At 39.9% G+C, this 20,886-nt stretch carries 21 protein-coding genes; 17 read left to right on the forward strand and 4 right to left on the reverse strand.

The genetic code is table 11. The features are described from left to right. Positions 1-24 precede the first annotated feature (24 nt). The 5 genes from ABJF57_RS12940 to ABJF57_RS12960 all read left to right on the forward strand — a co-directional run bounded on the left by ABJF57_RS12940 (position 25) and on the right by ABJF57_RS12960 (position 3,932). Complete coding sequence (locus tag ABJF57_RS12940) at positions 25-531, forward strand: RNA polymerase sigma factor (protein ID WP_462229707.1); 507 nt, start codon at positions 25-27, stop codon at positions 529-531. Then, positions 521-2,017 carry a phytoene desaturase family protein gene (locus tag ABJF57_RS12945; RefSeq protein ID WP_462229709.1) on the forward strand — a complete coding sequence of 499 codons (1,497 nt, stop codon included), beginning with the start codon at positions 521-523 and terminating at the stop codon, positions 2,015-2,017. The genes ABJF57_RS12940 and ABJF57_RS12945 overlap by 11 nt, the downstream gene beginning before the upstream one ends. Then, positions 2,017-2,856: a phytoene/squalene synthase family protein gene (locus tag ABJF57_RS12950; RefSeq protein ID WP_462229711.1), complete on the forward strand. Its 840-nt coding sequence runs from the start codon at positions 2,017-2,019 to the stop codon at positions 2,854-2,856. Before ABJF57_RS12945 ends, ABJF57_RS12950 begins: the two co-directional genes overlap by 1 nt. Positions 2,857-2,896: 40 nt before the next feature. Next, on the forward strand, positions 2,897-3,346 hold the full coding sequence (locus ABJF57_RS12955) for a sterol desaturase family protein (protein WP_462229713.1): 450 nt from the start codon (positions 2,897-2,899) through the stop codon (positions 3,344-3,346). 94 nt (positions 3,347-3,440) lie between these two features. Further along, positions 3,441-3,932 carry an NUMOD4 domain-containing protein gene (locus ABJF57_RS12960; RefSeq protein ID WP_462229715.1) on the forward strand — a complete coding sequence of 164 codons (492 nt, stop codon included), beginning with the start codon at positions 3,441-3,443 and terminating at the stop codon, positions 3,930-3,932. A gap of 148 nt (positions 3,933-4,080) precedes the next feature. Here the strand turns inward: ABJF57_RS12960 and rpmA are convergent, their stop codons facing one another. Next, entirely contained in the window at positions 4,081-4,341 is a 261-nt protein-coding gene (gene rpmA, locus ABJF57_RS12965) for a 50S ribosomal protein L27 (protein ID WP_462229717.1), read from the reverse strand. Positions 4,342-4,347: 6 nt separating this feature from the next. Next, the gene (gene rplU, locus ABJF57_RS12970; RefSeq protein WP_462229719.1) at positions 4,348-4,659 is read right to left on the reverse strand and encodes a 50S ribosomal protein L21; all 312 of its coding nucleotides are present in this window, start codon (positions 4,657-4,659) and stop codon (positions 4,348-4,350) included. A 420-nt stretch (positions 4,660-5,079) separates the two neighbouring features. Here rplU and ABJF57_RS12975 point away from each other — a divergent pair, with 420 nt between their 5' ends. The 3 genes from ABJF57_RS12975 to ABJF57_RS12985 all read left to right on the forward strand — a co-directional run bounded on the left by ABJF57_RS12975 (position 5,080) and on the right by ABJF57_RS12985 (position 9,344). Continuing rightward, positions 5,080-6,072, forward strand: coding sequence for a ribonucleoside-diphosphate reductase small subunit (locus tag ABJF57_RS12975; protein WP_462229721.1), 993 nt, complete (start codon positions 5,080-5,082; stop codon positions 6,070-6,072). A gap of 35 nt (positions 6,073-6,107) precedes the next feature. Continuing rightward, complete coding sequence (locus ABJF57_RS12980) at positions 6,108-8,516, forward strand: ribonucleoside-diphosphate reductase subunit alpha (protein WP_462229723.1); 2,409 nt, start codon at positions 6,108-6,110, stop codon at positions 8,514-8,516. Between the two features lie 132 nt (positions 8,517-8,648). Then, on the forward strand, positions 8,649-9,344 hold the full coding sequence (locus ABJF57_RS12985) for a TapB family protein (RefSeq protein WP_462229725.1): 696 nt from the start codon (positions 8,649-8,651) through the stop codon (positions 9,342-9,344). Here ABJF57_RS12985 and acs read toward each other — a convergent pair. Further along, on the reverse strand, positions 9,341-11,236 hold the full coding sequence (gene acs / locus ABJF57_RS12990) for an acetate--CoA ligase (protein ID WP_462229727.1): 1,896 nt from the start codon (positions 11,234-11,236) through the stop codon (positions 9,341-9,343). The genes ABJF57_RS12985 and acs overlap by 4 nt on opposite strands. Positions 11,237-11,395: 159 nt before the next feature. Here acs and rpsT point away from each other — a divergent pair, with 159 nt between their 5' ends. The 9 genes from rpsT to lysA all read left to right on the forward strand — a co-directional run bounded on the left by rpsT (position 11,396) and on the right by lysA (position 19,822). Then, positions 11,396-11,647 carry a 30S ribosomal protein S20 gene (gene rpsT, locus ABJF57_RS12995; RefSeq protein WP_462229729.1) on the forward strand — a complete coding sequence of 84 codons (252 nt, stop codon included), beginning with the start codon at positions 11,396-11,398 and terminating at the stop codon, positions 11,645-11,647. Between the two features lie 183 nt (positions 11,648-11,830). Next, entirely contained in the window at positions 11,831-12,523 is a 693-nt protein-coding gene (gene radC / locus ABJF57_RS13000; protein ID WP_462229731.1) for a RadC family protein, read from the forward strand. A 38-nt stretch (positions 12,524-12,561) separates the two neighbouring features. Continuing rightward, positions 12,562-13,158, forward strand: a complete 597-nt coding sequence (locus ABJF57_RS13005; protein WP_462229733.1) for a DUF1684 domain-containing protein — start codon at positions 12,562-12,564, stop codon at positions 13,156-13,158. Positions 13,159-13,222: 64 nt separating this feature from the next. Continuing rightward, positions 13,223-15,634 carry a phenylalanine--tRNA ligase subunit beta gene (gene pheT / locus ABJF57_RS13010; protein ID WP_462229735.1) on the forward strand — a complete coding sequence of 804 codons (2,412 nt, stop codon included), beginning with the start codon at positions 13,223-13,225 and terminating at the stop codon, positions 15,632-15,634. A 1-nt stretch (position 15,635) separates the two neighbouring features. Beyond that, positions 15,636-15,932, forward strand: a complete 297-nt coding sequence (locus ABJF57_RS13015) for a hypothetical protein (RefSeq protein WP_462229737.1) — start codon at positions 15,636-15,638, stop codon at positions 15,930-15,932. A 16-nt stretch (positions 15,933-15,948) separates the two neighbouring features. After that, positions 15,949-16,233, forward strand: a complete 285-nt coding sequence (locus tag ABJF57_RS13020) for a cell division protein ZapA (RefSeq protein WP_462229739.1) — start codon at positions 15,949-15,951, stop codon at positions 16,231-16,233. A 71-nt stretch (positions 16,234-16,304) separates the two neighbouring features. Continuing rightward, positions 16,305-17,870, forward strand: a complete 1,566-nt coding sequence (rny, locus tag ABJF57_RS13025; protein ID WP_462229740.1) for a ribonuclease Y — start codon at positions 16,305-16,307, stop codon at positions 17,868-17,870. Positions 17,871-17,897: 27 nt separating this feature from the next. Next, positions 17,898-18,413: a hypothetical protein gene (locus ABJF57_RS13030; RefSeq protein WP_462229742.1), complete on the forward strand. Its 516-nt coding sequence runs from the start codon at positions 17,898-17,900 to the stop codon at positions 18,411-18,413. 200 nt (positions 18,414-18,613) lie between these two features. Continuing rightward, complete coding sequence (gene lysA, locus ABJF57_RS13035; protein ID WP_462229744.1) at positions 18,614-19,822, forward strand: diaminopimelate decarboxylase; 1,209 nt, start codon at positions 18,614-18,616, stop codon at positions 19,820-19,822. Here the strand turns inward: lysA and ABJF57_RS13040 are convergent. Further along, positions 19,816-20,856: a bifunctional transcriptional activator/DNA repair enzyme AdaA gene (locus tag ABJF57_RS13040; protein WP_462229746.1), complete on the reverse strand. Its 1,041-nt coding sequence runs from the start codon at positions 20,854-20,856 to the stop codon at positions 19,816-19,818. The two genes, lysA and ABJF57_RS13040, sit on opposite strands and share 7 nt — an antisense overlap. Between the last annotated feature and the right edge of the window lie 30 nt (positions 20,857-20,886).

Consider the following 20,886-nt stretch of genomic DNA (forward strand, 5'->3'; position numbering starts at 1 on the left):
ATTTCGAACTAAACGTTAAACAAAATGACAGCTTTAGAATTCGGTTACAAGATTGAAAACCTCACAAGTTCACTAAAACCATATGCGCTAAAACTCACCAAAGACGGGGAAGATGCAAATGATTTATTGCAAGAAACCGTATTCAAAGCGTATTCAAATAGAGATAAGTTTCAGGATGGCACAAACCTGAAAGCATGGATGTATACCATCATGCGAAATACTTTTATCACCAATTATCAGCGAATGGTTCGAAGAAATACCTTCATAGATACCACCGACAACAATCACTTCATCAATTCGACAAGCTCAATCATTGAAAACAAAGCACATGGTGATTTTGTAATGAAAGACATCCAAGCAGCAATTGAAGGCTTGAAAGACATGTACAAAGTTCCCTTTACCCTTTATTTTAGAGGTTTCAAATACCATGAAATAGCCGATAAGCTTAACATTCCAATTGGAACGGTGAAGAATAGGATTCACATAGCTAGGCATGAACTAAAGAAAGGGTTAAAAGTATATGCCAACTAAAAATTCACACAGTAGAGTAGTAGTCATAGGGGCCGGATTTTCCGGCCTTTCTTGTTCCTGCCATTTAGCGAAAATGGGATACCAGGTTACTCTTCTTGAAAAGAATGATCAACCTGGCGGTAGAGCCAGAAGCTATAGTGATAAAGGTTTTACATGGGATATGGGGCCGTCATGGTATTGGATGCCTGATGTATTTGAAAAATTTTTCAACTCATTCGATAAAAGTGTAAGCGATTATTATCAGCTTGATCGGCTAAATCCATCCTACCGGATCAAGTTTAAACATGATACCATCGATATTCCGGCAAGTATGTCGGATTTAGAAAAACTGTTTGAAGAAATAGAAGCAGGTAGTAGTAAAAAGCTTCAATCTTTTCTCAAGCAGGCAAAGTTTAAATATGATGTTGGTGTCAAAAAACTTGTATATAAGCCTAGCAGGTCATTGCTTGAATTTATAGATGCAAAACTACTTCTAGGCCTGTTCAAAATGGATGTATTCACCTCTATTGCCAAGCATGTGAGGAAACATTTTAAAGATGAGCGACTCATTCAGTTAATGGAGTTTCCCATTCTGTTTCTCGGAGCGACGTCCGAGAATACCCCTGCACTATACAGTTTAATGAATTATGCAGATCTTTCCTTAGGCACATGGTATCCCAAAGGAGGAATGAATTCAGTGGTAATGGGGATGGTGAAATTAGCTAACGAACAAGGCGTAAACATCAAACTTGGAGAAGAAGTAACCAATTTTTCATTTAGCGGAAATAAAGTTTCATCCGTAAACACATCAAGTGAAACTTATGAATGTGACATAGTGGTTGCCGGAGCGGATTATCATCACATCGATCAACACCTACTCCCCCCCTCATTTCAGAATTATAGCAAAAAATATTGGGACTCTAGAGTGCTGGCACCTTCATCCCTTCTTTTTTACATTGGCGTAGATAAAGAGCTACCCAACCTTCAACACCACACCTTATTCTTTGACGAAGATTTCAAACTGCATGCCAGCGAGATCTACGACAATCCTCAGTGGCCAAGTAAACCATTGTTATACGTTTCAGCCACCTCAAAAACCGATGACTCTGTAGCTCCGAAGGGCAAAGAAAACCTGGTAGTTCTTATACCAGTAGCACCGGGTATCGAAGATTCAGATGAAACTAGAGAACGCTATTTCCAATTGATTATGAATAAGCTTGAGACTTTCACCGGGGAAAGCATACGTGACCACATCATTACCAAAAGGAGTTACGCACATAAGGAATTCATAGACGACTATCACTCATTCAAGGGAAACGCCTACGGACTAGCCAATACCTTAAGGCAAACGGCAATTCTGAAGCCATCACTAAAAAATAAACGTCTAAAAAACCTGTACTACACAGGCCAATTAACAGTACCTGGTCCAGGTGTTCCGCCTTCCTTAATTTCAGGAGAAGTTATTGCCAGAGAAATCGGAAAAGATTTTCCTATTTTTAAGAGTTGATGGAAGAACTCTATACACAAACCGCATTTGATTGCAGTAAGCTCATCACGAAAACTTACAGCACATCCTTCTCCTTAGGCATTCGCACGCTGCATAAAAAATACCATGATCCAATTTATGCCATCTATGGTTTTGTCAGATATGCCGATGAAATTGTAGACACTTTTCATGCACATGATAAAAGAGAACTCCTTCTGCGATTCAAGGCAGACACTTATAGGTCTATAGATGAAAAAATAAGCTTAAATCCTGTTCTTCACTCATTTCAAAATGTGGTGAATGAATACAAAATCGATCATGATTTAATCGAAGCTTTTCTGGTAAGTATGGAGATGGATCTCAGTAAAAAAGATTACGTTGATTCAGATTACAAAAAGTACATATATGGCAGTGCGGAAGTCGTTGGACTCATGTGTTTGAAAGTGTTTTGCGGTGGAGAAGAAAAAGAATATCAAAGGCTACTTCCCTCTGCGAAGCATCTCGGTTCTGCCTTTCAGAAGGTAAATTTTCTTCGCGACATTAAAAGTGATTATGATGAAAGAGGTCGTGTCTATTTCCCGGGGATAGATTTTGAGGATTTCAATAGCGGAGAAAAAAAGGAAATAGAAGCGGACATCAGAGATGAATTTAAAAAAGCTCTTGTCGGCATACGTGAATTACCCAAGGGAGTGCGTGGTGGAGTTTATTTAGCCTATATATACTATGCGGTATTGTTTAAGAAAATCAGTCGATTATCTCCCGAGAAAGTAAAGTCAGAACGAATCCGTGTTCCAAATTTTCACAAAATGATGCTACTAATCAAGTGTTACTTTCTTCACAAACTGAATGTTATTGTATAGCAAACAAGACTACATTTGCCTTTGTTAAGAATAGAAATTTATGACAACACTGATCAATATACTTATTGTCGTTGCTACCTTTTTTTTCATGGAAGGTGTTGCATGGTTTACACATAAATATATCATGCATGGTTTTTTATGGAGCTGGCATAGGTCTCACCACAAAGTGCACGATCATGCGCTTGAAAGAAACGATCTTTTCGCCTTGGTTTTTAGTATTCCATCCATCTTAACTATCTACGTAGGCTACAATAATTATCCACAGTTCTGGTGGTTGCTATATATAGGAATTGGAATTCTCTGTTACGGCTTGTTCTATTTTATATTTCACGATATCATCGTACACAGAAGAATTAAAATTCCATTCAAAGCAAAAAGTAAATACATGAAGCGAATCATGCGTGCACACTACGTACACCATGAAAAACACACAAAAGAAGACGCTGAAGCTTTTGGTTTTTTGTACGCTCCAAAAAAATACGAGAAATAACGTTCTTGTATTATCAATTGATAATCCGAAAAATTATTACATTTGACACTCATTAAGAATCAGCTTGTTTAATAATCAAAAAAAAGCGAGCTAAATGGCAGATCAAAAAAAGGATGAAGCTTGGGGACCAATCGATGGTTTCTCGAACTATGAAATTTCCAACCGAGGTAAAATAAGAAGTAAAAGCAGGAAAGTATGGCACAAGGGCAGTAAAACGCATATGAAATTGCGAGGAAAGCTGATGCGCCAGCGATGGAATAAAATCTGCAAATGTTATTTCTTAGATTTAATTGATGATAACGGAAAACGCCGAACAGTGTATCCACACAAGGAGACGGCAAAAGTCTTTGTGAAAAGAGAGAGTCTGGAAAAAACGATGATCATCCACAATGACAATAATCCGAGAAACAATTATTTCGAGAACCTGGAATGGATGACTCCTTCGGAGCATATGAAGTGGCAGTTTGAAGTTGGAAACAAAAACAACTACAAAGTTTGGAAGACTCGAAAGAAGAGGTACAAGAACGGTTTCAAACCGGACACGGTTCTTCCTGGAAGACCCAAAAAGAATAAGGAGAAAGCATAAGCAACGTTGATGCAAAAGAGTAAGGGGTTCCAAACGGAACCCCTTTTTTCAATACTCTAACTAACCTAACCTAATATTGCTTACGCAAAGTTTTTCCTCCCGTCAAAATTGACAGTTGAGCTTTTCCTAAAAAATGTAAATTGAAATTTTACTCCGCAGATGGCTCTACGCTAACGTAAGATCTGTCTTTCTTTCCTTTATGGAATTTCACAACACCATCAGATAATGCGAATAATGTATGATCTTTTCCAAGACCCACGTTATCGCCAGGATGATGTTTTGTTCCCCTCTGACGAACGATGATATTCCCAGCTATTGCTTTCTGTCCACCGAAGATTTTTACTCCAAGTCGTTTACTTTCCGACTCTCTTCCGTTTTTAGAACTACCTACACCTTTCTTATGTGCCATGAGATTTTATCCTTTAATGTCTTCAATCAAAATTTTAGAAAATTGCTGACGGTGACCATTTTTCACCTTGTAGCCTTTTCTTCTTTTCTTTTTGAACACGATCACTTTATCGTCTTTCACATGCTCAAGAATCTTAGCAGATACTTTGGCTCCCTTAACTGTAGGTGCTCCTACCTTTACTTTGCCGTCATTATCTACTAGTAGTACTTTATCAAAGTCTACTTTTGCACCCTCCTTGCCGTCCATCAATGGAGCGTAAAGGAATTTGTCTTTCTCTGCTTTATACTGCTTCCCAGCAATGTCTACTATCGCGTACATTTTATCTTCTTTTGAAAAAAGGATTGCAAAGATATATTTTCAATATGAATATTCAAATAGGAAGTGCATATAAAGTGCAGTTAAAATATTTTTTATTTTTTTTTAACTTTTTTTTACCCCCATTTCTGCGTGTTTTCCTCAAAGTTACGGTTGTGTAATTGGACGTTAATACGCTAAAAAACAACTCGTTATCATAAATTAATAATTTCCAAATCGCACCTTCCGCACCCGTAATAACTGCTTGGAATTTCACTCTGTTTTCAACAAATTTGTAGACACGCCACCGAGAAAAATAAACCACTCTTAGGGCTGTATCCCAAGACTTAAAAAGTTTTCATAAAGGCACACTCATTTTAGTGAGCTCAGGGACGTTTTATTGTTATATAATAGACTAAAAACTATTTGAATTAACAGAATATTATGAGCGAAGTAGCAGCACATGTAGAAGAACCTATCCTTAAGGAGAATAAAGATCGCTTTGTTCTCTTTCCAATTCAACATAATGACATCTGGGAGTTTTATAAAAAAGCAGAAGCTAGCTTTTGGACTGCAGAAGAAATTGACCTAAGTCAAGACCTGAAGGACTGGAATAACACCATGACTGATGATGAAAAACACTTCATCAAGCATGTTCTCGCATTCTTTGCAGCTAGTGATGGCATTGTGAATGAAAACCTCGCCGAAAATTTCGTTGCTGAAGTTCAGTATACAGAAGCTAAGTTTTTCTATGGCTTTCAGATAGCTGTAGAAAATATCCATTCCGAGACTTACTCCTTATTAATAGATAGCTACGTTAAAGATCCCAAAGAGAAAGACTACCTATTCAATGCCATTGAAACAATGGACTGTGTGAAGAAAAAGGCAGACTGGGCTTTACAGTGGATAGATGACGGATCATTTGCTGAAAGACTAGTTGCATTCGCTGCAGTAGAAGGTATATTTTTCTCTGGAAGTTTCTGCAGCATCTTTTGGTTAAAGAAAAGAGGCTTAATGCCCGGGCTTTCATTCTCCAATGAGCTCATCTCAAGAGACGAAGGTCTTCATTGTGACTTTGCTTGTCTCTTGTACACAGATCATGTGAAAAATCAGCTACCCAAAGATACTGTTCAGAAAATCATACAAGATGCTGTAGCCATCGAAAAAGAATTTGTGACCGATGCCCTCCCAGTGAAACTAATAGGAATGAACTCAGATTTGATGTGCCAGTACATCGAGTTTGTTGCTGATAGACTTTTAGGCGAGCTCGGATGCGACAAAATATATAACTCTTCCAATCCTTTTGACTTCATGGAAATGATTTCCCTACAAGGAAAAACGAATTTCTTTGAAAAAAGAGTTGGAGAATATCAGAAAGCCGGCGTTATGGATGGAGATAGTGGGAAATCCAAATTTTCATTAGATGAAGACTTTTAAAAAATTTATTGTAATCACCTTATCACGATAGCCCTATGTTAGTAGTAAAAAGAGACGGAAGACGAGAGTCCGTAAAATTTGACAAAATCACAGCTCGGATTGAGAAGCTGTGTTATAGTTTAAATGCAGATTATGTAAAGCCTGTAGAGATTGCCAAAAAAGTGATCGATGGTTTGTACGATGGTGTCTCCACCATTGAGCTAGACAACCTTGCAGCTGAAACCTCTGCAACCATGACTACTCGTCACCCAGATTTCGCCAAGCTCGCAGCTCGTATTTCTATTTCCAACCTTCATAAAGTGACTGAGACTTCATTCTCAAACACAATGAAGAGAATGTATGAGTACATCAATCCTAAAACTGGCGCTAATGCCGCACTTCTTTCAAAAGAAGTATATGGTATCATTCGATCCAATGCAAAAAAGCTAGATGACGCGATTGATTACAACAGAGATTACAACTACGACTACTTTGGCTATAAGACTTTAGAGCGTTCATACCTAATGAAGCTTGACGGTAAAATTGTGGAACGCCCACAACACATGCTGATGAGAGTTTCTGTCGGTATTCATGGTGAGGATATTGACTCGGCCATTCAGACATACAACTTAATGTCTGAGAAGTGGTTCACTCATGCTACTCCTACCTTATTCAACGCAGGAACACCAAAGCCACAGCTTTCTTCTTGTTTCCTACTCTCAATGCAGGATGACAGCATCGATGGAATCTACGATACGCTCAAGCAATGTGCGAAAATTTCTCAGTCAGCTGGTGGCATTGGACTCAGCATTCATAATGTAAGAGCAACTGGAGCATACATCAAAGGAACCAATGGTACTTCCAATGGAATAGTGCCAATGCTTCGAAACTTTGACATGACTGCTCGATATGTCGATCAAGGAGGTGGGAAACGAAAAGGAAGCTTTGCTATCTACATAGAGCCTTGGCATGCTGATATCTTCGACTTCCTTGATTTAAGAAAGAATCACGGTAAAGAGGAAATGCGTGCAAGAGATCTTTTCTACGCATTGTGGATTCCAGATCTTTTCATGAAACGTGTAGAAGATAATGGTGATTGGACCATCATGTCACCCGACGAATGTCCTGGGCTTTACGAAGCTTATGGAGATGAGTTTGAAGCTTTGTATGAAAAATACGAGCGAGAAGGAAAAGGCAGAAAAACCATAAAAGCACAAGATCTATGGTTTGAAATTCTCGAATCACAAATCGAAACGGGTACTCCTTATATGTTGTATAAGGATGCAGCCAACAAAAAGTCAAATCAAAAGAATCTAGGTACGATCCGATCCAGTAATTTATGTACTGAGATCATGGAGTACACTTCCAAAGATGAAGTGGCTGTTTGTAACCTTGCTTCTATTGCACTCTCGAGATTCGTGATCGATGGTAAGTTTGATCATCAGAGATTATATGAAATAACTAAAGTGGTGACTCGTAACCTGAACAAGGTGATAGATGTGAATTACTACCCTGTTCCAGAAGCAAGAAACTCTAACATGAAGCATCGACCGATTGGAATTGGTGTTCAAGGTCTTGCAGATACTTTCCTATTGCTGAAAATGGCATTTGAATCTGAGGAAGCTCAGAAGCTCAACAAAGAGATTTTTGAGACAATCTATTATGCGGCAATGGAGACGTCCATGGAAATAGCAGAAGTAGAAGGGGCATATGAAACATTCAAAGGATCTCCAGTATCTAAAGGAGTCTTCCAGTTCGATATGTGGGGCGTGACTCCAGATTCCGGTAGATGGGATTGGACTGAGCTTAAGCAGAAAGTAAAGAAGAATGGCGTTAGAAACTCGCTCCTCCTTGCACCAATGCCTACAGCTTCCACTTCTCAGATTCTTGGAAACAATGAGTGCTTCGAACCTTATACTTCGAACCTATATTTAAGACGAGTACTTTCAGGCGAATTCATTGTAGCAAACAAGCATTTAATGAGTGAGCTTATCGACCTTGGCTTATGGGATGAACGCATGATGAACAGAATCAAAGCGGAGAACGGATCTATCCAAAACATCGCTGAGATTCCAGATGAGATCAAAGAACGATACAAGACTGTTTGGGAAATTTCTCAGAAAGCAATCATCGATATGTCTGCCGATAGAGGGGCTTATATCTGTCAAAGTCAAAGTTTGAACATCCACCTTCAGGATGCCAACTTCGGAAAGATGACCTCTATGCATTTTTATGCTTGGAAAAAAGGGTTGAAGACCGGCATGTACTACTTGAGAACTAAGGCGGCAACAGACGCTATCAAGTTTACGGTATCAAAAGAAAAGAAAGAACAGCCAAAGGAAGCCACAGCCGCTCAACCGGCGGTAGTAGGGGCTCAAGCACAGACACAGGCGCAACTTGATCAACAAGCTGCAATGCAATGCTCTCTGGACGATCCAGAAGGATGCGAGATGTGTGGTTCTTAAGATAAATAAGTGTAATTCTAATTTAGGAAGCCCTGCTCATTTGAGTGGGGCTTTTTTTGTATTACATCAAAAAATTATCCTATTTCAGCTAAAAATGTTTATGTAAATTGCTTTCGTTTAAAATCACACTTTATGAAAAAGTTTTTGACAATCAGTCTTTCCATCTTCACACTTTCATTGTTTGGCCAATGTAGCGACTCATTTTTTCCATTCGAAGAAGGAGTGAGTTTTGAACAAACAGCGTATGATAAAAAAGGGAAAGCACTGGGAAAAACCATAAGTTCGGTTTTAAGCGTGGAAGGCTCAACTGCTTCAGTTAAGAATGTCTTTTTCGATAAAAAAGACAAAGAAGTTGCTGACGGAGAATACGAAATTATTTGTGAAGGGAATGTGATAAAAATGGATTTCAACAACTTCATTCCTGATGAGGTGCTGAATCAATATGGTGAGGCTGAGATTACTGTAAAAGGAGATTTTATTACTATTCCAGATGGGCTAGAAGTGGGGCAATCTTTACAGGACGGTGCCGGAACAGTAACCATCAAAATGTCTGGTGCAGCTGCCATGAACATTACAATGGATATGAAAATTGTAGATCGGAAGGTCGAGAAATCTGAAACACTAAATACACCAGCAGGGTCTTTCGAGACATTCAAAATCATTCAGAGATCTATCGTCACCATGAAAATAATGGGAATGAATAAAACCACTGAAAGTAGTTCTGCCTCCTGGTTTGCCAAAGGTACAGGTATGGTAAAAAATGAGAGCTACAACCAAAAAGGAGATATGATCGGTTACACGCTTCTTACTTCTTTTTCTAAGAACTAAGAAGCTTTTTTAATAATCTCCTCTACTACTTCAGGATTTAAGAGCGTGGAAATATCTCCCAGATTTGAAGTATCTCCACTGGCAATTTTCCTTAAAATTCTTCGCATGATTTTCCCAGAACGCGTCTTAGGTAATCCAGAAACAAGCTGAATTTTATCCGGTTTCGCAATTGGTCCAATCATGTTGCTTACCGTCTGTCTAATCTCCTCCTCTATCCCATTTGCTTCAGCAATAACAAACGCATATATCCCCTGGCCTTTGATATCATGAGGGAATCCCACAACGGCAGATTCTACAACTTGGGGGTGTTCGTCAATGGCGTTTTCTACCTCGGCCGTCCCCATCCTATGTCCTGAAATGTTCATCACATCATCAACTCTTCCTAAAATCCTTAAGTAGCCATCATGATCTCTCTTGGCTCCATCTCCTGTGAAGTACATATTCTTGTACGCCGAGAAGTAAGTCGTTCTACATCGTTCATGATCACCGTAAGTAGTTCTGAGTATAGATGGCCATGGGAATTTCACACATAGATTTCCTTCCACATTATTTCCTTCTTGTTCATTCCCATCAGCATCCACGATGATCGGTTGAATCCCAGGAAGTGGTAGAGAGGCGTGTGCCGGCTTATTTGGGGTAATACCTGCTAGTGCAGAAATCATGATCCCTCCCGTCTCGGTTTGCCACCAGGTATCTACCAATGGGCATCTACCCTTTCCAATCTGTTCGTGGTACCAGTGCCATGCCTCCTCATTGATAGGTTCTCCTACTGAGCCAATAACTCTAAGCGAATCCAGCTTGTGTTTTTTCACTGGTTCAAGTCCGTAAGATTGAAGGGCACGAATGGCTGTTGGAGCTGTGTAGAATTGATTTACCTGATGCTTATCACAAATCTCCCAAAAACGTCCAGCATCTGGATAGGTAGGCACTCCCTCAAACATGATGGTAGTTGCACCGGCAAGTAAAGGCCCATACACAATGTAAGAATGCCCAGTTATCCAACCTATATCAGCCGTACACCAGTAAATATCTCCTGGCCTATACTGAAAGACGTTGAGGAAAGAATAATACGTATAGACCATATACCCTCCGCACGTATGCACTACGCCTTTAGGCTTTCCTGTAGAGCCTGATGTATATAAAATAAACAAGAGGTCTTCCGAATCCATTTCTTCCGCGTCATGTTTTTCGGACACTTCATTAATTGCATCATTCCACCAGATATCTCTTCCGGCTTCCATGTGTACTTCAGATTTGGTGCGCTGGAAGACAATTACCTTCTCTACACATTCACACTTCGCCAGGGCTTCATCAACAACCCTTTTCACATCTATGATTTTAGCTCCTCGGAAATTACCGTCAGAGGTCAACACCATTTTTGCTTTACAATCATTAATTCTATCTGCCAAGGCATTGGCGGAAAAGCCAGCAAACACCACAGAATGTACCGCTCCCACTCTCGCACATGCCAACATTGCCACGGTGGCTTCCAAAATCATGGGCATATATATAATGACCCGATCCCCTTTGCAAACGCCATTGGCAATCATTGCATTGGAAAACTGACACACTTTTTTATGAAGTTCCTGATAGGTAATCGACTTACTAGATTCCTTCGGGTCATTGGGTTCCCATAAAATTGCGATATCATCTCCTCTTTCATTTAAATGCCGGTCGAGCAAATTCTCAGTGATGTTGAGTTTGCCATTCAGAAACCATTTCACATCTGGTCCGGAAAAATTCCATCTCAAAGTTTGATCCCATTTCTTCTTCCAAGTAAAAGAATCGGCAATTTCACTCCAGAAACCCTCCGGATCTGCAATACTCTGGTCATATGCTTTAGTATACTCGCTCAGAGAAGAAATTCTGTGAGGTCTGGTAAAATCATTCATGAAATTAAATCTAGTAAATACACCATTTTACTCCGCATAAAAGATTCGCTTTCTAAAAATGATAATCACATCATTTTTCTATTCTCAAAAAGCTTTTTCATTTCAATAGAAAACTCCTATCTTTGCCGTCCGAAAATTTTAGAATACTAGTAAAGCGTTATGGCAAACCATAAATCAGCACTTAAGAGAATAAGAAGCAACGAAGCGAAAAGACTGAGAAATAGATATCAGCACAAAACGACTCGTACGTTCATCAAAAGACTAAAAGAGACGACAGATAAGAAGGCTGGTGAAGAGCTTCTTACTCAAGTAATCTCAATGGTTGATAGACTATCTAAGAAGAATATCATCCACAAAAGCAAAGCTGGTCACCTGAAGTCGCAATTGACTAAACACGTAGCTGGCCTTTAAGCTTTAAAAGAATTTTTTTTTACCCTGCATAAGCAATTATGCAGGGTTTTTTATTTTAAAGCTGCAATAGTTTTTACTTCTCGTTAAAATCCCATTGTTTCAAGTCAAATGGTTTTGCCATTTCATTAACTTACTCCTGAATTTACCATCAAGAATTACTGCTTTCAGTTAATTCAATAATTGATGGAAAATGAAAGACTAACAATCAAGAGCTGGGCTGAGGAAGATCGTCCTCGAGAAAAATTAGTGCTAAAAGGAAAGACTGCTTTATCAGAAGCAGAGCTAATCGCCATTCTCATCGGATCTGGAAATAAGAAGCAAACAGCAGTTGAACTCTCGCAACATATATTGAATCAGTGCAGCAATGATTTAGCTAACCTAGCAAGACTTTCTTTGAAAGATCTACAAAAATTCAAAGGAATAGGTGAGGCTAAGGCCATTACAATTGTCGCTGCGCTCGAGATAGGAAGACGAAGAAAAGAATCAGAGCCTGCAAAGAAAGCCAAGATAGTTTCATCAGGCGCCGCCTTTGATCTGCTCCGTGGGGACTTGATGGACCTCAATCATGAAGAATTTTGGTTAATCCTACTGAAACAGAATAATGAAGTAATTAAAAAAGAAATGCTAAGCCGTGGTGGAGTATCTGGAACTGTGGTTGATGCTAAGATTATCTTTAAACGAGCTTTGGAAGAAACAGCAAGTGGAATTATTCTAGCTCATAATCATCCAAGTGGTAACCTCAAACCAAGCAAAGAAGACATCCATTTGACTAAACGATTGAAAGATGCCGGACGAACGCTAGATATCACCGTATTGGATCATTTAATCATCACTAACCGTGGATTTTTCAGCTTTGCGGATGAAAGTATGCTCTAACGAAAATTCAATTTTACATTTGCCACAAAACGATTCATATGAAAAAAGCCTGGCTTATTCTAATCCCTTTGGCGGTCATTGTTTTCGCTATCACTAGATCTGGAGCATCGGATGAAGAATACACGCAAGAGATTCTCTCATTTTGGGAAGACCGGAACGATTTTTTCCGGACTTCAGAAGCCAGCCCTTTTGTAGAAAAAAATCAAGCGTTTAAAGAGGTTTCTTTCTTTGAACCTAACAAAGATTACAGAGTAAGCGCTGAGCTGTCCCGTTTTTCCAAAAGGGAAACAGCGGTGTTGGGCAACAGCGATGGGACTACCACTACCTATCTAAAATTCGCAAAAGTTAATTTTAAGATTCAAGAACAGCCCTGCTCCCTCGTGATATTAAAGGCTCTAGGCTTTGGCAATCAGTACCTGCTTGCATTTGGTGATGGCACGAGTGGTGATTCAACTTATGGAGGAGGACGCTACCTTGACGTTTCCATTGGTAAATCGGATTTGATCACGCTCGATTTCAATAAAGCATACAATCCCTATTGTGCCTATTTTGAAGATTTCACTTGCCCACTGCCTCCAGTAGAAAATTTAATGGAAGTGTCAATACTGGCAGGTGAAAAGAATTATCCGTATTAGACGAAGAATCAGGCATAGCAGCTAGGTAGATTCTTTATTTTTGCCCCCTTAAGAGAGACTCCAAATGAAAATATCTTACAATTGGCTTAAAGAGTACATTGATTTTAATGAAACCCCGGAAAAACTGGGTGACATTCTAACACAAACAGGTCTTGAAGTTGAAGGGATTGAAACTGTAGAGAAAGTTCCCGGAGGGTTACAAGGCATCGTTATTGGTGAAGTCATGTCCTGTGATCAGCACCCTAATGCTGATAAATTAAAAGTGACTAAAGTTGACATAGGAGAAGACGAGTTATCACAAATTGTATGCGGGGCTCCGAATGTTGAAAAAGGTCAAAAAGTATTGGTAGCTACCGTAAATTCCACGATTCATCCGACCAATGGTGAGCCATTCAAAATCAAGAAAGCTAAGATAAGAGGTGAGGTTTCTATGGGGATGATTTGCGCCGAAGATGAATTGAGTCTAGGCACTAATCATGATGGAATCATGGTGCTCGACACAGATAAAGCTAACGGCACACCAGCTATTGCTCTTTTTGAAACGGGAGAAGATCATGTATTCGAAATTGGCCTCACTCCAAACAGAGGTGATGCAACCTCACACATGGGATCTGCAAGAGATCTAAAAGCCTATTTCAGAAAAGAGTTAAACATTCCTCAACCAAAACCTTTTGACACCAAAATAGATGATCCGATCTCTGTAGAGGTGAAAGATCATGATAGATGTCCTCGCTTTTCCGGCATTACCATTAGAGGAATAAAAGTGCAAGACTCTCCAGACTGGTTGCAATGGAAACTTAGGTCAATCGGACTCGAGCCAATCAATAATGTAGTAGATATTACAAATTATGTTCTTCACTCCATTGGACAACCAATGCATGCCTATGACGCTTCACACGTCAAAGGAAATAAGATCATTGTTGATACACTAAAGGAAAACACGCCATTCACAACACTCGAAGGGAAAGAAAGAAAACTAAGTAAGGATGACCTGATGGTTTGCAATGGTGAAGGTAAAGGCATGTGTATGGCAGGAGTGCTTGGCGGACATAACTCGGGCGTGACCGCTGCAACTACAGATATTTTCCTGGAAAGTGCCTATTGGAATGCCGATGGGATTCGATCAACGGCACAAAGACATACAATTTCTACCGATGCTTCATTCAGATATGAGCGTGGAGCAGACCCTGAAATGACCATTCCAGCCGTCCAATTGGGCGCATCTTTGATTTTAGAATTAGCAGGAGGGCACATTGCCTCCGATATCGTAGATATTTATCCAAATCCTATAGCGGAAAAAGAAATAGCAATTGAGTTTAAGACTTTCCACTGGCTGATTGGGAAAGAGCTGGATCACAAGCTCATCACAGAAATCTTAAATTGGCTTGACATTAAAACTAAAGACGTAACCGAAACAGGATTTAGCGCAATCGTTCCTGCATATCGAAGTGATGTCACCCGTCCAGCAGACTTGGTAGAAGAAGTTCTGAGGATTTATGGATTCAATGAGGTAGCATTGGATGAGGAATTTTCGGCAGACTATTTAGCTGAGTTTAACGAACACGAGCCATACAGAATTCAAGAAGAGCTTTCTCGCTTTCTGGCTGGCAGGGGGTTTTCGGAGATTCTTACCAACTCATTAACGAGTCCCAGGTACTACAAAAAATTCCCTCTGGGTGGAGAGCCGATAGAAATGCTCAATCCTTCCAGCGAAGAGTTGACCATCATGAAAACGTCTCCTGCCTATACGGCATTGGAATCCGTGGCTTATAATATTAACCGACGGAATCCAAACCTGAAGTTTTTTGAACTCGGTCGTTCTTATGAAAAAGAGACTCATGGATATAAAGAGACCGAATGGCTATCGTTCTACCTTACGGGCAACAACCTGGAGGCCAACTGGCTGGACGAACCCCGCAAAAATTCTTTTCACGACTTGAGTACCTCTGTAATGGGGATGCTTAAATATGCCGGAATAAGAAAAACTGAAATTGTTCCATCTGAAAAAGAGTCCCTGTATGAGTACGGAGTTGTGATAAAGAAAGAAGGGAAGACGCTAGGCATACTTGGCAAATTGAAAAAAGAACTTCTTTCCATTTATGGAATAAAACAAGACGTTTTTCATTCACAACTTGATTGGAACGCCATTGTTTCCCTCTATAAATCTGACATTGCTTACGAGCCAATACCAAAATACCCTGAAGTAAAAAGAGATCTTTCTCTGGTTTTGGATAAGAAAATTTCTTACGCTGATATCCAGCAACTTGCGTTCAAGCAAGAAAAGAAATTATTGAACAGAATGAACCTTTTCAGTGTCTACGAGGGCGATAAAATAGAAAAAGGAAAAAAAGCTTACGCAATTAGTTTTTTTCTTCAAGATAAATTCAAAACTTTAACAGATAAACAGATTGATAAAAGTATGAACAGTCTGATGAGTTTATATGAAAAAGAGCTCAGCGCTGTGATACGAAAATAAGATGCCTAGCGAAAAATTATATCGTGAATTTCAAAATCTGGAGCGGAAAATTCAGCTTGTGCTTACAGAAAATAAGCGCCTGAAAGATGAATTAAGCCACACCAGGGAGGAAAACGGCACCCTGAAAGAAAAAATGGAGAGCCAAGAGGCTAACTTGAATACATTTCAGGATAAGATGAAAATAAATAAACTAGTAAATAGCACGGTAGTTAGTGATGGAGATTCAGCACAGCTGAAAGAGACGATAGACACCTACATCAAGGAGATAGATAAATGTATTGCCCATTTGGCAGAATAAAATAACTAGAAACCGAATGGCAGAACTATCCATAAAAATCAGAATTGGGAACAGGGAGTATCCCATGAGAGTGAAAGCGGAGGATGAGGAGCGAATTAGAAGAGCGGGGAAACTTTTAAATGAGAAAATAAAAAATTACCAAAACCAATTTGGTATCGATGATGCACAAGACTTGGTAGCAATGGTAGCTTTTGATTGTCTGGTAGAGAAACTGAAGCGCGAAGAAACGTCTGAAGCATCAGATGACTTTGCTCTTGATGAAATTTCTAAATTAAATCAGCTCATCGCCAATTCGATTTAGCATTCTGATATATCATATATCGTCCTTGATATAGGCTTCTGACTATCTGTGTTTGAAAATCAAATACATAAATGGACACCAATATCATAGTCATTATTGCAGCCATTGCGGGTCTAATCATTGGTTTTCTTGCCAATAGAGCTTTACAAGGAAAAAATGCTGGCAAGAAGGTAATTGAGGCTGAGGAGAAGAGTAAACTTATTATCAAGGAAGCAGAGGTCACTGCTGAGAGCATCAAGAAAGATAAGATTCACGAAGCGAAGGAAAATCTACTCAAAATGAAGAGTGAATTTGAAGATGAGGCTGCACGGAAAAAAAATATCATCATAACAAACGAACAAAAGCTCAAGCAAAAAGAGGCCAATCTCAACAAACAATTCGAACAAGCCAAGCGCAAAGAAGGCGAACTGGATGACCTAAAAGAGACGCTCTCCAATCAAATGGAGATCGCTCGACAAAGAAAGGATGAGTTTGAAAAAATGCAAAAGCAACAAGTAGCTATACTTGAGAAAGCCGCCAACCTACCAGCAGAAGATGCCAAGGCTCAGCTGATGGAAGCTCTGAAAGACGAAGCACGAACAAGTGCTTCTGCTCACATAAAGGAGATCGTGGAAGAAGCAAAAATGACCGCAACAAAAGAGGCGAAAAAAGTTGTGATTGAAGCAATTCAGCGAACTGCTACCGAGCACGCGATCGAGAACACCGTCTCCATCTTCAATATTGAAAGTGATGACATCAAAGGTAAAATTATTGGACGTGAAGGCCGAAACATACGTGCCCTTGAGGCGGCTACAGGTGTGGAAATCATTGTCGATGATACTCCAGAGGCCATCATTATTTCTGGCTTTGATCCTGTACGTAGGGAAATAGCCCGACTTTCCCTTCATCGCCTTGTTCAGGATGGCAGGATCCATCCCGCACGCATAGAAGAAATCGTTAATAAAACTTCTAAGAACATTGGAGATGAAATCGTGGAGATAGGTGAGCGCACCGTCATCGATCTTGGAATTCATGGACTTCACCCGGAATTGATTAAAATGATCGGTCGGATGAGGTTCCGTTCATCGTACGGACAAAACCTCCTTCAACATTCTAGAGAAGTAGCTAACCTATGTGCGACACTTGCTTCAGAATTAGGATTAAATCCAAAGCTGGCAAAAAGAGCCGGTCTGCTGCATGACATTGGTAAGGTATGGCCGGAAGAACCAGAAAAGCCACACGCAATCATCGGAATGGAACTTGCCCAGAAATACAAAGAGAATATAGAAGTATGCAATGCGATTGGTGCTCATCATGATGAAATAGAGATGACTTCCATGATCTCACCCATTGTGCAGGCCTGCGATGCAATATCCGGATCACGTCCAGGAGCAAGAAGGGAAATCATGGAGCAGTACCTGAAGCGTCTAAAAGATCTTGAAGGCATTGCCTTGAACTTTGATGGAGTCAATAAGTGTTATGCGATTCAGGCAGGTCGAGAGCTTCGTGTGTTGGTAGATGCAGAAAACGTCGATGATAAGCAGGCAGGTGATCTTTCATTCAATATTTCTCAGAAAATTGAGAAAGACATGCAATATCCTGGACAAATAAAAGTCACAGTTATAAGGGAAACACGCGCTGTAGCGTTTGCTAAATAGAGAATTCAACAAACTAAAATTAATACCATGAAAAATTTAATACTCCTTTTTTCCATTGCCTCACTCATTGTATTCGCTTCATGTGGCGATGATGATGGAGGAACGATAGAGGCAAACCTTAGTGGGACAGTGTCTTTTAACGATCAATCGTATACCATAAGTGATGGTATTTTCACACTGGAGCAAGATGCTGGCAATGCCGTAGGAAGATTTTTTATGTCAGATGGTACATTGACAGCAACTGCAAATGGTGCTTCTGCCTCAGGTGCGTCAATCGTAATATCCATGACTGCAATAAATATTGAAGCTTCCGAGCTAGGAGATGGGTCTTACATCACTAGTTCAAATACCGAAGACATGTATGTTTTCGTAACAATCACCATCATTGACGGATCTAGTCAAGATAGCCAGGAGTCCTTCGTGGGTGGTACAGTTACGATTACAGGATCTGGGAGCACCTACAATGTCACATTTGGAGATGTTCCATTTGGACAAGGCCAAACACTCACTGGAAGTGTAAGTGGAACATTTGGTAACAGCTAAGACATTTCTCAATTCAAAAAAAAACCTATTTTTGCGACACATGATTTTCGATAGCACAATTTGGACCAACAAAAAGAAAGAAGACAAGAAGTCTAAACGACTTCCGTAGATCCGGCTATTGATAATATTTAATCACAAAGATTTTTCAAAACCGGAGTTAGCGCTTCGGTTTTTTTGTTTAACCGATTTAAAAATTGAAAATGGAATTTGCAAACTTGGTGAAAGCCACAGAGTCATATGGCTCCCCTCTTTATGTTTATGATGCTAATCAAATGCTTGAAAACTACAAACAGTTTGTCAAAGCATTTAAAGTAGATAAACTTAAAGTGCACTATGCTTGCAAAGCGCTAAACAACCAATCTGTTCTTAAGCTTTTCAAATCTGCAGGTGCTGGCTTAGATTGTGTCTCCATTGAAGAGGTTCATCTGGGCTTGCATGCCGGATATCCTGCCAACGATATCCTGTTTACTCCAAACAATATATCTACGGAGGAATACGAGCAGGCCATTGAGCTTGGCGTTCAAATTAACGTTGACAACCTATATACGCTGGAGTATTTTGGAATCAACCATCCTGACATTCCCATCTACATTCGGATTAACCCGCATTTGATGGCGGGGGGCAACCAGAACATTTCCGTAGGTCACATTGACTCAAAATTTGGAATTTCAATACATCAGGTACCCAACATTGAACGCATTGTTAAAAAACTAAACATCAACGTGATGGGGGTTCATGTTCATACGGGATCGGATATTTTGGATGCAGATATTTTTATCAAGGCTGCTGAGCTGGTGTTTAGCGTTGTAGAAAAGTTTGAAACCGTCACCCATATTGATTTTGGCAGTGGGTTTAAAGTAGCATATAAGCCCGATGACCTCCATACCGATATCACTAGCTTTGGAAAAAAGTTTAGTAAATCATTCAATGATTTTTGCGCTAAACAAGGCAAAAACTATACCCTGGAATTTGAGCCGGGAAAATACATGGTAAGCAATGCTGGCTACTTCATTGCCAAATCTAATCTCATCAAGCAGACCACTTCTTGTACTTTCGTAGGACTGGATACTGGATTTAACCACTTGATAAGACCAATGTTTTACAATTCGTATCATCACATTGAAAACCTATCCAATCCAAAAGGTGAGAAAAAGGTTTACAATGTAGTTGGTTATGTATGCGAAACCGATTCATTCGCATCTGATCGTATCATACCTGAAGTAAGAAAAGGTGACTTGCTAGTCTTCAAGAATGCCGGAGCCTATTGCGCAACAATGGCGTCAAACTATAATTCAAGACCTAGGCCAGCAGAGGTGCTCTTCTACAATGGAAAGGATCATTTGATAAAGCGAAGGGAAACCATTGAAGATTTGCTAAGTACGCAGGTGGACGCTGATATTGATTATTGATTTTCAAATTCATGCTTCAGTAACCATTGCTTACGGGGGATTCCTCCTCCGTACCCAACAATACTTCCATCTGATCCGATGATCCTGTGGCAAGGAATAATGATTGAAATACGATTTTCACCATTTGCCCTTGCTACAGCTCTCACGGCTTTTACATCACCAACCACATTTGCTTGTTGTTTGTAGGATCGGGTGATTCCATAAGGCATTTCGATCAAAGCATTCCATACCTTTTGTTGAAATTCCGTCCCGGGTACCACCAAAGGAATGTCGAACACTTTTCGTGTACCTTCAAAATACTCGTCTAACTGAGTGGACACAGCATCAATCAATGGATGCTTCCCTGTGACCATCTCGGATTTCATCCTTCGCTTCAAAACACTCAGCTGAGTTTCAATCATCTTACGATCAGTAAACTCCAACAAGCACAGCCCCTCATCGGTGACACCAATCATCATTGAACCCAAAGGAGTCTGTACCCTATTAATTGTAATTATTTGACCTTCCGTACCCGGTGAAAATCCTGTCATATTCTTAAATGTTTCTGAAAATCCGCTCAGTGAATTGTACCCCTGTTCAAAGGCAGAACGTGTAACCGTTTGCCCCTCTTTAATCTTTAGGAATGCGCTGTTAATTCGACTCATCCTTAGATAAGCTTGAAATGTAATTCCATGGGTCCTATTAAAATACCGTCGCACTCTACTTGGACTATATCCCCTCTTTGTTAATTCATAATCCTTCCATTTTTTATCCGGCTCATCTTCCACAAGCTTTAGAAGTGGTTCTAACCACTCTGGGCTTGATTGATAATCTTTCATGGGTCGACACACCTTGCAGGCTCGGTACCCACTGGTCAAAGCATCCTTGGTAGAAGAGAAAAACTCAACATTCTTATATTTTGGCTTTCGAGCCGAACAGGTGGGTCTACAAAAAATGCCTGTTGTTTTCACCGCGACTATAAAAACGCCTTCGTACTGAGAGTTTTTGTCCAGGAGAGCCTGGTACATTTCGTCAGGTGATGGGAGCGCAATCATTTTTCAAAAATAGGGCGCAGACTTTTCATA

The organism is Ekhidna sp. (assembly GCF_039940915.1).
Lineage (GTDB): Bacteria > Bacteroidota > Bacteroidia > Cytophagales > Cyclobacteriaceae > Ekhidna.